The sequence below is a fragment of the Cetobacterium sp. NK01 genome (assembly GCF_024506395.1).
GTDB classification, from domain to species: Bacteria; Fusobacteriota; Fusobacteriia; order Fusobacteriales; family Fusobacteriaceae; genus Cetobacterium_A; species Cetobacterium_A somerae_A.
The window spans coordinates 766,763-780,168 of the sequence record NZ_JANIBO010000001.1 but is presented as its reverse complement, the minus strand read 5'-3'; the positions used below and the strand labels follow the sequence as shown (position 1 = coordinate 780,168).

At 29.0% G+C, this 13,406-nt stretch carries 15 protein-coding genes and 3 tRNA genes; 14 read left to right on the top strand and 4 right to left on the bottom strand.

Annotated features, from left to right (window positions below):
* The first annotated feature begins 5 nt into the window (after nucleotides 1-5).
* The 7 genes from NON08_RS03815 to NON08_RS03785 all read left to right on the top strand — a co-directional run bounded on the left by NON08_RS03815 (nucleotide 6) and on the right by NON08_RS03785 (nucleotide 5,436).
* A complete protein-coding gene (locus NON08_RS03815; protein WP_256690153.1) occupies nucleotides 6-416 on the top strand; it encodes a hypothetical protein in 411 nt (136 codons plus the stop codon).
* A gap of 111 nt (nucleotides 417-527) precedes the next feature.
* Nucleotides 528-1,601 (top strand): peptide chain release factor 1, encoded by a 1,074-nt coding sequence (prfA, locus tag NON08_RS03810; RefSeq protein WP_256690152.1) that lies wholly within the window; start codon nucleotides 528-530, stop codon nucleotides 1,599-1,601.
* 2 nt (nucleotides 1,602-1,603) lie between these two features.
* On the top strand, nucleotides 1,604-2,743 hold the full coding sequence (prmC, locus tag NON08_RS03805) for a peptide chain release factor N(5)-glutamine methyltransferase (RefSeq protein ID WP_256690151.1): 1,140 nt from the start codon (nucleotides 1,604-1,606) through the stop codon (nucleotides 2,741-2,743).
* Entirely contained in the window at nucleotides 2,724-3,755 is a 1,032-nt protein-coding gene (gene queA / locus NON08_RS03800; RefSeq protein WP_256691220.1) for a tRNA preQ1(34) S-adenosylmethionine ribosyltransferase-isomerase QueA, read from the top strand. Before prmC ends, queA begins: the two co-directional genes overlap by 20 nt.
* An 18-nt stretch (nucleotides 3,756-3,773) precedes the next feature.
* Nucleotides 3,774-4,322: a 16S rRNA (guanine(966)-N(2))-methyltransferase RsmD gene (gene rsmD, locus NON08_RS03795; RefSeq protein ID WP_256690150.1), complete on the top strand. Its 549-nt coding sequence runs from the start codon at nucleotides 3,774-3,776 to the stop codon at nucleotides 4,320-4,322.
* Nucleotides 4,323-4,340: 18 nt separating this feature from the next.
* Nucleotides 4,341-4,562 carry an exodeoxyribonuclease VII small subunit gene (xseB, locus tag NON08_RS03790; protein ID WP_256690149.1) on the top strand — a complete coding sequence of 74 codons (222 nt, stop codon included), beginning with the start codon at nucleotides 4,341-4,343 and terminating at the stop codon, nucleotides 4,560-4,562.
* Entirely contained in the window at nucleotides 4,549-5,436 is an 888-nt protein-coding gene (locus tag NON08_RS03785) for a polyprenyl synthetase family protein (protein WP_413774020.1), read from the top strand. Before xseB ends, NON08_RS03785 begins: the two co-directional genes overlap by 14 nt.
* Nucleotides 5,437-5,446: 10 nt before the next feature.
* Here NON08_RS03785 and NON08_RS03780 read toward each other — a convergent pair whose 3' ends face one another.
* From NON08_RS03780 to pstC, 4 genes are read right to left on the bottom strand one after another with little or no spacing between them, the layout of a single operon-like run.
* Nucleotides 5,447-6,139, bottom strand: a complete 693-nt coding sequence (locus NON08_RS03780; protein WP_256690146.1) for a phosphate signaling complex PhoU family protein — start codon at nucleotides 6,137-6,139, stop codon at nucleotides 5,447-5,449.
* Nucleotides 6,140-6,151: 12 nt separating this feature from the next.
* Entirely contained in the window at nucleotides 6,152-6,913 is a 762-nt protein-coding gene (pstB, locus tag NON08_RS03775) for a phosphate ABC transporter ATP-binding protein PstB (protein WP_256690144.1), read from the bottom strand.
* A gap of 30 nt (nucleotides 6,914-6,943) precedes the next feature.
* On the bottom strand, nucleotides 6,944-7,783 hold the full coding sequence (gene pstA / locus NON08_RS03770) for a phosphate ABC transporter permease PstA (RefSeq protein WP_256690143.1): 840 nt from the start codon (nucleotides 7,781-7,783) through the stop codon (nucleotides 6,944-6,946).
* 13 nt (nucleotides 7,784-7,796) lie between these two features.
* Nucleotides 7,797-8,678, bottom strand: a complete 882-nt coding sequence (gene pstC / locus NON08_RS03765; protein ID WP_256690142.1) for a phosphate ABC transporter permease subunit PstC — start codon at nucleotides 8,676-8,678, stop codon at nucleotides 7,797-7,799.
* Between the two features lie 262 nt (nucleotides 8,679-8,940).
* Here pstC and NON08_RS03760 point away from each other — a divergent pair, with 262 nt between their 5' ends.
* From NON08_RS03760 to NON08_RS03730, 7 genes are all read left to right on the top strand, one after another.
* The gene (locus tag NON08_RS03760) at nucleotides 8,941-9,777 is read left to right on the top strand and encodes a phosphate ABC transporter substrate-binding protein (RefSeq protein ID WP_256690140.1); all 837 of its coding nucleotides are present in this window, start codon (nucleotides 8,941-8,943) and stop codon (nucleotides 9,775-9,777) included.
* A gap of 80 nt (nucleotides 9,778-9,857) precedes the next feature.
* Entirely contained in the window at nucleotides 9,858-10,535 is a 678-nt protein-coding gene (locus NON08_RS03755) for a response regulator transcription factor (protein WP_256690139.1), read from the top strand.
* On the top strand, nucleotides 10,484-12,208 hold the full coding sequence (locus NON08_RS15010) for an ATP-binding protein (RefSeq protein ID WP_256690138.1): 1,725 nt from the start codon (nucleotides 10,484-10,486) through the stop codon (nucleotides 12,206-12,208). The genes NON08_RS03755 and NON08_RS15010 overlap by 52 nt, the downstream gene beginning before the upstream one ends.
* A 66-nt stretch (nucleotides 12,209-12,274) precedes the next feature.
* Complete coding sequence (locus NON08_RS03745) at nucleotides 12,275-12,976, top strand: hypothetical protein (protein ID WP_256690137.1); 702 nt, start codon at nucleotides 12,275-12,277, stop codon at nucleotides 12,974-12,976.
* 91 nt (nucleotides 12,977-13,067) lie between these two features.
* Nucleotides 13,068-13,151 (top strand) — tRNA-Ser (locus NON08_RS03740).
* A gap of 8 nt (nucleotides 13,152-13,159) precedes the next feature.
* Nucleotides 13,160-13,251 (top strand) — tRNA-Ser (locus tag NON08_RS03735).
* Nucleotides 13,252-13,310: 59 nt separating this feature from the next.
* Nucleotides 13,311-13,387, top strand: a tRNA-Arg gene (locus NON08_RS03730).
* Nucleotides 13,388-13,406 lie beyond the last annotated feature (19 nt).

Genomic DNA, 13,406 nt, shown 5'->3' with positions numbered 1-13,406 from the left:
ACTTTATGAAGAAAATAGTGATGGGACTATTGATACTTGTAGCTACTGTATCAGCCTATGCATCATCAGGAATAGGGATAGTAAAAGATGACGACTTTAAAGCTGTAGGGGTAAGTCAAGACAATATAGAAAGGGTAAAAGTTATAATTGAACAAGCAAGTATTCAATATAAACTTAAGACACTAGATAAAAAGGCATTAGAAATTGAGATTAACAAATATATTTTAGATGGCACAGAAAAAAATATTGAGAAGTTAAATGAATTAGTAGAAAAAGTAGGACTTTTAGATGCAGAAATTATAAAAGATAGATTGAAGTATCAGATAGAAGTTCAAAAATATATAACAACAGATCAGTACTTGAAAGCTAGAGAGTTATCATTAAAAAGAATATCACAATCAAGAGAAAAACAATAGTTAAAAATCTTCTTCCTTAATAATAATGGAAGAAGATTTTTTATTTTATTTTTAAAGTAAGTATGGTATAATTTATAAGTTAAAGTATAGATATAAAAAGGAGTGAAGATAGTGTTTACTAAATTAGAAGAAGTTGTAGTAAGGTTTAATGAGTTAACAGAAGCTTTAGGTTCTCCAGAAGTTTTAAGTAATCCTAAAAAAATGATGGAGTGTAATAAAGCATTAAATGAGATAACACCTATCGTTGAAAAGTACAAAGAGTATAAAAGATATCAAGAAGATTTAGATTTTATAAAAGAAAATATCAGAGGAGAAAAGGACCCTGATATGAGAGAAATGATGCAAGAGGAATTAAAAGAGATTGAGGAAATAATTCCTAATCTAGAGCAAGATATGAAAGTATTATTACTTCCAAAAGACCCTAATGATGATAGAAACGTTATAATAGAGATCAGAGGTGGAGCAGGAGGAGACGAAGCCGCTTTATTTGCTGGAAACCTATTTAGAATGTATATGAGATATGCTGAGAGACACAAATGGAAAGTTGAAATAATAGAAAAACAAGAAATTGGTGTTGGAGGAATAAAAGAGGCTGTATTCTCAATAAATGGTCAAGGAGCATATTCAAGACTTAAGTTTGAATCAGGAGTTCATAGAGTGCAAAGAGTACCTGAAACTGAATCATCAGGAAGAATACATACATCTACAGCAACAGTTGCAGTTTTACCAGAGGTTGATGAAGTTCAAGATGTAAAAATAAACTCATCAGATTTAAAGATTGATACATTTAGAGCATCAGGAGCGGGAGGTCAGCACGTTAATATGACGGACTCTGCAGTTAGAATAACACATTTACCTACAGGAGTAATCGTTCAGTGTCAAGATGAGAGATCACAGTTAAAAAATAGAGAAAAAGCCATGAAACACTTAGCTTCAAAACTTTATGAGATGGAGTTAGAAAAGCAAAGATCAGCTGTTGAAAGTGAAAGAAGACTTCAAGTTGGATCAGGAGATAGATCAGAAAAAATAAGAACATATAATTATCCACAAGGAAGAATAACAGATCATAGAATCAAATATACAGCACATCAATTAGAAGCTTTCTTAGATGGAGATATAGATGATATGATAGATGCTCTAACTACATTTGCTCAAGCAGAAATGCTTTCAAGTTCAGCGGAGTAATTATGAAATTATTAGATATATTAAAGTTTTCTGAGGAGTATTTGAAAAAATACTCCTTTTCAAAACCCAGATTAGAAAGTGAGAAAATCATATCTCATGTTTTAAATTTAGATAGAATTACATTATATGCCTATTTTGATACAGAGTTAACTTTGGATCAAAAAGAAAAAATAAAAAATTATTTAAAAGCTATGGCTCGAAATCGAGTAAATTTTGAGTCTCTTCCAAAAGAGGAGAAAAAAGTATCAGAAGAGAAAGATTATACTTTGGAAAATAGAGAACTTTTACAAAAAAGCATAGAATATTTAGCAAAAAATAACGTACAAGATAGTAAATTAGATGCAGAGTATATATTTGCGCACGTTTTAAAAGTAAAAAGAACCATTTTGTCAATGAATTTAAGAAAAGAGATAACAGCTAAAGAAAAAGAAGAGATAAAAAATCTTCTATATAAAAGAGCGAAAGATAAAAAACCTCTACAATATCTTTTGGGAGAATGGGAATTTTATGGATATCCTTTTAAAGTAGATGAAAGAGTATTAATTCCTAGAGCAGATACAGAGATATTAGTAGAGCAATGTAAATTTATATTAAATGAAATAGAGAAACCGAAAGTTTTAGATATAGGAACAGGTAGTGGAGCTATAGCTATAACAATTGCAAAAGAGATTCCAAGCTCTATTGTTTTAGGTGCTGACATAAGTTCTGATGCCTTAGAGGTAGCTGTTCAAAATAGAGAGATTAATGGTGTAGAAAATAATTTGAAGTTTATAAAATCAGATGTATTTTCAAGTATAAAAGACATTGATTATGATATGATTATATCAAATCCACCATATATTCCACAAGAAGAGTATGAGGAGTTAATGCCAGAAGTTAAAATTCATGAACCACAGAGAGCATTAACTGATAATGGAGATGGTTATTATTTCTACAAAAAAATATCTGAAGAAGCACCAAAGTATCTAAAAGTTGGTGGATATTTAGCTTTTGAAGTTGGATATAATCAAGCACAAGAAGTAAGTGAGCTTATGAGAAAATCTAATTTTGAAATTTTAGCTATTGTAAAAGATTATAGTGGAATAGAAAGAGTAGTTATAGGAAGAAAGAGTGGTGAAGAAAGTGTCAACAAAATTAGTTGATTACGATTATCATTTGCCAGAGGAATTGATAGGACAAAAACCTAAAGAGCCTAGAGATCACTCTAAATTAATGATAGTAAACAGAGAAAGCGAAACATTAGAGCATAAAAAATTTTTTAATATAATAGATTATTTAAAAAAGGGAGATGTTCTTGTAAGAAACTCAACGAAAGTAATACCTGCTAGACTTTTTGGGAAAAAAGAAACAGGAGGTGTATTAGAAATACTTTTAATAAAAAGGGTTAGTTTAGACACATGGGAGTGTCTTTTAAAACCTGCTAAAAAATTAAAAGTTGGACAAAAACTTGAAATTGGAGATAATAAAGAGCTAATTGCAGAACTTTTAGAGATAAAAGATGATGGAAACAGAGTACTTAAATTTTATTATGATGGTGCATTTGAGGAAGTTTTGGATAAATTAGGGAAAATGCCGCTACCACCATATATTATTGAAACTTTAGAAGAAAAAGATAGATATCAAACTGTATATGCAATAAAAGGAGAATCTGTTGCAGCTCCAACAGCAGGACTACATTTTACAAAAGAATTATTAGAAGAGATAGAGAAAAAAGGTGTTGAAATTTTAGATGTATTTCTAGAAGTAGGATTAGGGACATTTAGACCAGTTCAAACTGAAGATGTTTTAGATCATAAAATGCATGAAGAAACATTTGAAATTCCAGAAGATACTGTTAAAAAAATAAAAAAAGCAAAAGAAGAGAAAAGAAGAGTTATAGCTGTTGGAACAACAACAGTTAGAGCTTTAGAATCATCGGTAGATGAATTTGGAAATTTAGTATCTAGAAAAGGATCTACAGAAATATTTATATACCCAGGATTTAAATTTAATGTTATAGATGCTTTAATAACAAATTTTCATTTACCAAAATCAACGCTTCTTATGTTAGTATCGGCACTATCAAATAGAGAATTCATGTTAGATGTATATGCTGAAGCTGTTAAAGAGAAATATCATTTCTTTAGTTTTGGAGATGCAATGTTTATTTGTTAATAAAAAAGAGGTGAAAAGATGAGAATAATAGCAGGAGAAGCAAAAGGAAAAAGATTGGAGTGTAGAAAGGGAACTGATACAAGACCTACACAAGATAGTATAAAAGAATCACTATTTTCTATAATTGCTCCGTATATAATTGATGCTAGATTTTTAGATCTTTTTAGTGGAACAGGAAATATAGCTTTAGAGGCTCTTAGTAGAGGAGCCAAGAGAGCTGTAATGATAGAAAAAGATCAAGAGGCATTAAAATATATAATAAAAAATATTAATAATTTAGGTTATGAAAATAAATCAAGAGCGTATAAAAACGAAGTTTTAAGAGCTGTTGAGATTTTAGGAAGAAAAGGAGAGAAGTTTGATATAATTTTTATGGATCCTCCTTATAAAGACGAGGTTTGTGAAAGAGTTATGAGAGCGATATCTAAAGCTAACTTATTAGCTGAAAATGGTTTGATAATTTGTGAGCATCACATGTACGAGGATATGGCTGATGAAGTTGGAGAATTTAGAAAAACAGATGAAAGAAAATATGGGAAAAAAGTTGTAACATTTTATACTAGATAGATTATTAAGGGAGGATTCATGAAAAAGGATAGTTTTGAATATAATATCAATGAAATAGATATTATAATTGAAAAGTTAGATAATGGAGAGTTATCTTTAGATGAATCAATAAAAGAGTATGAAAAAGCTATGAAATTATTAAAAAAATCTTCTGATCTTTTAAATAAAGCAGAAGGAAAAATAATAAAAGTTACATCAGAAAAGGATGAGATAAATCTAGAGGTTGATGAAAATGTTTAAAAATTATTTAAAATCTCAAAGAGAACTAATAGATTTAAATATAGGTTACTATTTAAGTAAGTTAGAATATCCAAATGTAATAGCAGAAGGGATGAGATATTCTGTTTTAAATGGTGGAAAAAGATTGAGACCAATTCTTTTGCTCATGGTATTAGAATTATATGGAAAAGAGTTGAAGTTAGGGTTACCGATTGCAGTAGCTATTGAGTTGATTCATTCATATTCCTTAGTTCATGATGATTTACCTGCCCTTGATAATGATGATTATAGAAGAGGAAAACTTACAACACATAAAAAATTTGGAGAAGCAGAAGCTATATTGATAGGTGATGCATTGTTAACACATTCGTTTTCAGTTGTGACTGATGAAAGTGAGAATATTGCTCCAGAAAAACTTATAAAAATCATAAGTATGATTTCTAGATACGCAGGAATAAATGGTATGATTGGTGGACAAATGATAGATATAGAAAGTGAAAAGAAAAAGGTCTCTTTAAACACTTTAAAATATATCCATGAAAATAAAACTGGAAAATTAATAAAATTACCAGTTGAAATAGGATCTATAATTTGTGAAGCAACAGCTGAAGAGTATAAAGCTTTAGAAAAATACTCCGAGTGTATAGGACTTGCTTTTCAAGTAAAAGATGATATTTTAGATATAGAGGGTGACTTTGAAAAAATAGGGAAACCAATTGGAAGCGATTTAGAACTTGAAAAAACAACATATCCAAGTATATTTGGAATAGAAAAAAGTAAAGAAATACTTAGGCAATTAATAGAGGATTCTAAAAAAAGTTTGGATATTTTTCCAAAGGAAAAAATACAAAGATTTATTGAATTGGCAAATTATATAGAAACTAGAGAAAATTAAAAGGGAACTGTTATAAGTTCCCTTTTTCTTTATTTTCTAATTCTGCTTTTCTAGTATTTTCTCCATTTAAAATATATATTAAATCACTAACTAAATGAATTATATGGTCTGATAATCTTTCAAATTTCTTATCAAGTAAAAGAAGTTCTGATCCTCCTACAACATTATCTGGAGTTTCTTTCATCTTTCCAAGGAAATACTCAGTATTTGAATTAACTAAATCATCAATTTCTTCATCTAAGTAAAGAACGTTATAAAGTAAAGTAACATCTTCATTTAAAAAAGCATCAACATACATTTGAAAAAGTCCTCTGATTTTTTTAGCGATAGGTAAAACTTTTTCGCTTAAAGTATATGCCAAACTTGGAGCTTTTTTTTCAATATCTTTAATAAGTGTAAGATTAGCTTTTAAAAGATCGCCCATTCTTTCAAGAACTCTTACGCTATTAATAATCATAACTAATTTTCTTAAATTTTTAGCAGCCGGTTGAAACCTAGCCATTGTAATTATAGAATCTTCTTTTAATTTAACTTCAAAGGCATTAATAAAATCTTCAATCATTTTAGCCTCTCCATAAAGTGTAGGGTTAAATCCATTGTTTTGAAGCATTTCTAAATTTACATCGAAATTTCTTCCAACATATTTAAGTGTTTCTAAGTAATGTTCATCTAAAGCTTTTAAAGATTCGTTTAAAGTTCTCATAAAATCTCCTTTTTATCCAAATTTTCCTGTTATATAATCTTCAGTTTTCTTAACTTTTGGAGTAGTAAATATTTTTGAAGTTTCGTCAAACTCCTCTAATACTCCTTGGTAGAAAAACCCTGTGTAATCTGATATTCTAGATGCTTGTTGCATATTGTGAGTAACTATAACAATGCTATAGTTTTTAGCAAGCTCTACAATTAGTTCTTCAATTTTTGATGTAGAGATAGGATCAAGAGCAGAAGTAGGTTCATCCATTAATAATATCTCAGGGTTAATAGATATAGCTCTAGCTATACAAAGTCTTTGTTGTTGTCCTCCAGATAATCCCAAAGCTGATTGATGTAATTTATCTTTAACTTCATCCCATAAAGCTACAGCTTTAAGAGACGATTCTACAATTTCATCTAATTTTTTCTTATCTGTTTCTCCATGAAGTTTAGGAGCGTAAACTAAATTTTCATAAATTGATTTAGGGAAAGGATTAGGTTTTTGAAAAACCATACCTACTTTTTTTCTTAACTCAACGATATCATATTGTTTATCAAAAATATTTTGGTCATCAAGTAAAATTTCACCTTCATATCTAACTCCAGAAATAAGGTCGTTCATTCTATTTAATGATCTTAAAAAAGTTGATTTTCCACATCCCGAAGGACCAATAAGAGCCGTAACTTTATTTTTTATTATATCCATATTAATACCCTTTAAAGCTTTATAATCACCATAGTAAAAGTTAAAATCTTTAACAGATATTCTAACATCTTGTTTCATATTATATATTCCTCCAAAATCATAATAAGATTATTTTTCAAATTTATTTCTAATATAAGCACCTATAAGATTAAATCCAACGGTTATAAAAACTAGAACAAATAATGTTCCGTGCATATTGCTTTCAGGCATGTTAGGAACTTGAGTTGATATAACATATAGATGGTATGGTAGTGCCATAACCTGATCAAAAATAGATTCAGGTAAAAATGGTAGATAGAATGCAGCTGCGGTAAATAATATTGGAGCAGTTTCTCCAGCAGCTCTCGATATACTTAAAATAACTCCAGTAGATATACCTGGTAAAGCAGCAGGGATTACAATTTTAGAAATTGTTTCCCATTTAGTTGCTCCTAATGCTAAAGATGCTTCTCTTAAACTGTTGGGTACAGCCAGAAGAGCTTCTCTTGTGGCTGTTATAATAACAGGTAGACACATAATTCCAAGAGTTAAAGAACCTGCTAATATAGAAACACCTAACTTAAAATATATAACAAATAGAGCCATTCCGAAAAGTCCGTATATGATACTGGGAATTCCAGCCAAGTTTATAATAGTTAAGTTTATAAGTCTTGTAAGAATATTATCTTTTGCATACTCTACAAGGTATACTCCTGTAAAAATTCCGAATGGAACAGAAACTGCTATGGTTCCAAGTGTTAAATAAATTGTACCAACAATGGCAGGAAAAATTCCGCCAGCTCTCATCCCTCTTTTAGGAACTTCGGTTAAAAATTCCCAAGAAATAGCTGGAACACCTTTATATACAATATAACCTAAGATTAAAAAGATAGGTATTATAGATAGAACAGCAATTGTTTTAATAAATAATTCGATTGCGATCCCACTTTTTCCTTTTAAAATTTTCATTTTAATACTCCTCCTATTTTCCCATTAACTTTCTAGATTTACGAATGTATTTATCAGCAATACTATTTGTTAAAAAGCTTATTGCAAATAATACTAATCCAATAGCAAATAGAGCGTGATAGTGTTGACTTCCTTGAACGACTTCTCCCATTTCTGCAGCGATAGTAGCCGTAAGAGTTCTTACAGGAGACAAAGGAGAAGTAGCCATAATTGGTGCATTTCCAGTTATCATAAGAACAGCCATTGTTTCACCAATAATTCTTCCAAATCCTAACATGATACCTGCAAATATACCAGGAAATGCCGCAGGTAAGAGTACCTTAAAAACTGTTTCTAATTTATTGGCTCCCAATGCTAAAGATGCTTCTCTATAAGATTTATCAAGAGCATTTAGTGCATCATCTGACAGACTTACAATAGTAGGAATAGCCATGAAAGATAGCATAATTCCTCCTGTTAAAGCATTTAATCCACTAGTAAGATTAAATGTGTCTTTTATAAAACCAGATAGAACATATAATCCAAGATATCCTAAAACTACTGATGGCAAAGCAGACATTGTTTCGATGATTATTTTAATAATTTTTTTAGTTTTTTTATTTGCAAATTCTGATATGTATATAGTTGTTATAATTCCAATAGGAACAGATATACATAGTGCAACAAGAGTAACCCAGAATGATCCGACTAAAAGTGGTAAAAGACCATATTTTCCAGAAAGAGAAATCCATTCAGTCCCAAAGAAAAATTTTGATAAAGGATATTCTTTAAAGAATGATAAACTATTTACTAAAATAAAAACAAAGATAAGTATAACAATTAGAATATTAAAAATTCCAACAACTGAGTGAACTTTACTCATAAAAGAATCTTTAATCTTTCTTATACTATGCATGATAACCTCCTAAAACGTATGTTAAAAAATTAAAAAATTTTTAAATTAATTTTAAACTAAAATTTATATTTACATAGATATCATATATCTAACTTGTTAAAATAAGATTAATTGTATGTAAAAAAAATGTAAAATATTTTTTACAGTTTTTTTACATTAAATTTAAACTAGATTAACATTGATGTTTTATACTTAGTTCATATAGCAAAAAAATATAAAGTTTAAAAATTAAAGATAAAATTTAGGAGGAGTGAACTTAAAGATGAAAATGAAAAAGTTTTTTTTAATGGGATTGATGGCAATGATGGGAGCTTATTCAACAACAGTTATGGCATCAAAAGTTGTTCAAGTAAAAGGATCAGATACAATAGTAAATGTTTCTCAGTATATAGCAGAGGAGTATATGGGGAAAAATAAGGACGCGAGAATTGCAGTAACAGGTGGAGGATCTGGTGTTGGGATTTCATCTCTAATCAATGGAACTGCAGATATAGGTATGGCTTCTAGAAATATAAAAGATAAAGAACTAAAAGCTGCAGAAGAAAAAGGTTTAAAATTAAAAGAGGTTGTTTTAGGTTATGATGGAATTACAGTAATAGTAAATGAAGGGAATAAAATTAATGATTTAACACATCAAGATTTAGCTAAAATTTTTAGAGGAGAAATTACGAACTGGAAAGAATTAGGAGGAGATGATGCTACAATAGTTGTCTTATCAAGAGATTCTTCTTCTGGTACTCATGAATTTTTCAAAGAACATATTATAAGAGAAGAGAATACTAAAAAAGATGCTGAATATGGAAAAAATACTTTATATATGCCTTCAAATGAGGCTATAAAGCAAGAGATAAAAAATAACAAGTATGCAGTTGGTTATATTGGTATGGGATATATGGACAAATCTGTAAAAAGTTTAAAAGTTGATTCAATTGAACCTAATGTACAAAATGTGGCGGATAAAAAATATCCTATAGCAAGAGAAATATATTGGTATGTTATCGATACAGATAATAAAGATGTAAATGGATTAGTTGATTTTGCATTATCAGCGGATGGACAAAGGGTAGTTTCCGATGAAGGTTTTGTACCAGCAAAATAACATTGTACGGGTGTCCTGGTGAAAAAAGGACACCTTTTTTATATTTATGATATAATAGAAAAAAAAGAGGGAGAGATGATATGAAGGTATTAGTAGTTGAGGATGATTTAGAAATACAAGCATTGATAAATTACTATTTTACAAAAGAGGGGTATAAAGTAACTGTAGCATCAGATGGATTAGAAGGGTTAAAGTATTTAAAAAAAGACAAACATGAATTGATTATTTTAGATTTGATGTTACCTAATTTAGATGGTGTAAACTTTACAAAAATAGTCAAAGAGATGGAAGATGAGTATGGCACACCTTACATAATAATGTTAACAGCTAAAACAGAAGTTGAAGATGTATTAAAAGGCTTAGAAATTGGGGCGGATGATTATATGAAAAAACCCTTTGATCCAAGAGAATTACTTTTAAGAGGGAAAAAACTATTGAATCAGCAAGAAAAAAATAAAAAAATAAGAAATAGATTTTTAGATCTAGAAATAGATGAAGATAAACATTTAGTAACAAACAATGGAGAAGAAGTTGAATTATCTAAAAAGGAGTATGACTTATTATTACTTTTAGTTAAAAATAAGGGTATAGTTGTTAGTAGAGAAAAAATTTTAGATAAAGTTTGGGGAAGTAATTATTATTCTGGAGATAGGACTGTAGATGTTTATATATCCAAGTTAAGAGAAAAAATTCCATTTTTAACTGAGTGTATAAAAACTGTGAAAGGAGTTGGGTACAGATTAGAAGAAAAGAGATAATCGCTTTATTTTTTATAGTTATAATTGAAATTGTTTTTGTGATAACTAATATATCGTTTTTATCTCATCTTTATAAAGATGGTGCACGAAATAGTTTGAAAGAAAATGTTTTTATTATATCTAATTTAATTAAAGAGTATGATAAAGAGGAATACCAACAAATATTTAAAAATTCAGATATGAGATTTAATATAATTAGTTTAGATGGAAAAGTTATATATGATTCTAGGAAATATAATGAAGAAGAAAAGCTTGAAAATCATGGTAGAAGAAAAGAAGTTCTTGAAGTAATGGATACAGGAACAGGATTTGATATTAGAAAAAGCAGTATATCAGAGGAGACAATGGCATATTATGCCGTAAAAAGAGTGAATAAAGAGGGAGAAAGAGTAGTTGTTAGAGTTTCTAAAAACTATGGAGATACCTTAAGAATGTTAAAAATAATTTTATTGGCAGAACTTTTATTTTTTACTTTTTTAAATTTTACAATTCATGGATTTTATAAAAAATATTTAAAAAGAGATTTATATAGAAAAATTGAAGTTATTGAAGATTTTTTAAAAGAAAAAGGAAATGGGGAAAATCTGTATTTTGAAAAAGATCCTTGGATTCTAAATTTGTGGGATATAGTACAAAAATGGCAGAAACAAAATTTAGAAAATATAATTAATTTAAATAGGGAAAAAAGAATACTACATCAGATTATAAGTTCAATAGATTCATCAATTTGTCTTTTTGATGAAAAGTTAGAGCTTATAATAAAGAACAGTAGATTTAATTACTTGTATGAAAAGGATAAGTTGAGTTATTTAAATTTAATAAAAGATATAGAAATTATTGATGTGGTAAAGAGAGCTTTGAAAGAGAAGCAAAATCAAAAATCTGAGGTGTATATATTAAGGCTTAAAAGATATTTTAGTGTAAATGTAAAGTATCTAGATCAAGATGATAGATATCTTTTATCAGTTAAAGATATTACTCAAACAAAAGGGATGCTAGAAGTTCAAAAGACTTTTATAAGTAATGTTAGTCATGAGTTAAAGACACCGTTAACAAATATAAAAGGTTATGTGATTGCTTTAGAAGATGCTCCAGATCCATTAAGAGGACAATTTATAAAGACTATAAAGAATAATATTGATAAATTAGAAAATATAATTATAGATTTTTTAAATATAAGTAAAATAGAAAGTTCTAATATAGTAAATGTTGAAAAGGTTCCTGTAAGTAGATTAAAAACTGAATTACATGCTGTTTTAAATGAAAGAATAAAAAATAGTGGAGCAAACATAACTTATAGTTTGAATCTTTTAAATAAAGAAAATGAATTAAAAATTGATTTTGAAAAAGTTTTAACAATTTTAAAAAATTTAGTTGAAAATGCGATTATTTATAAAGGTAATCTAACACCAGAAATAGAAATATCTATAATCGAAACAAAAAATAGATATAAAATAGGAGTAAAAGATAATGGGGTAGGAATTGCACCTGAAGATGTAGAAAAGGTATTTGAAAGATTTTATAGAGTAGATAAAGCTAGGACAAGCAATAAAGCTGGTACTGGATTAGGTCTATCTATTGTAAAGGAACTTGTAGAAAGGTGTGGTGGTAAAGTAGATGTTATATCTAAAGAAGGTAAGGGGACTATTTTTATATTTACAATTTTGAAATAAAAATTTACAAATTAAAAGAGGTATGCTATAGTAAATTAGAACAAAATAACCAAAAAGGGGGATAAAATGGCTAAGGTAAAAAATATAGTAGTTGCACATGCAGCTCAGATGAGTCAACAAGTAGGAGGAGCTGTAGATATATTTGGCTCTTTTGATAATATAATTCAACCAATATTTCCTCATCCAATGATGAGACTTTCAATAGTTTTAACTTTTGAAGAAGTGACTAAACCGACAGTATTTGAAGTAAGATTAAATGGACCAGATGATGATCTTATATCAAGAGGAGAATTAACTCCTATGGTAGATCCATTAGGTGTTGGAAAGAAAATAGTAGACATAGATAGATTTTTAGTTAAAAATAGAGGAAGATATACAATTGATATTTTTGAGAAGGAAGGAGATGAGTTAAAGTTTTTAAAGACTGAAACTTTATTTATTGCAGAATATCCACCTCAAAGAAGATTTACTCCTGAACAAGTAGAAGAAATATCTAAAAATGATGAATTAATAAGAAGTGTAAAAACAGAATTTAAACCATTTGGTTTTGAAAATGCTATAAAACTTCAACATAATTTATTAAAAGAAATACCTATAGAAGAAGGATTCTTAGCTATTCCTGAAGATGATAGATTAGAGATTGATGGACAGGTAGTGGAGTTAACTGGAGTTAGAAGACAAATTGAATGGATGTTTGGAAATCCTATTCCAAAAGAGGAAGAAAATAAAGAAGAAACAACTGAAACAACAGTAACTGAAGATAAATAGTTAATTAAAGCTGCTTTTAAAGCAGCTTTTTTTTAAAAAATAAAAAAAGTATTTGACAATGCTTAAAAAAAATGATACTATTTCTACATACGGAAGGTTACCCTAACTGGTAAGGAACCGGTCTTGAAAACCGGCGTCGCAAGACTTCAGAGTTCGAGTCTCTGACCTTCCGCCATAAAGGATGGTGAAGTGGCAGAGTGGCCTAATGCACTCCCCTGCTAAGGGAGAGTACGGTTAACCCCGTACCGTGGGTTCAAATCCCACCTTCACCGCCATTTATAAGATATTTTAAGGTAGAGTAACTACCTTTTTTTTATAGCATGAAATAAGTTATGCATCCGTGGCTCAATTGGATAGAGCACCTGACTACGGATCAGGGGGTTAGGGGTTCGATTCCTCTCGGGTGCGCCATATAAAAAATTAAAAGACA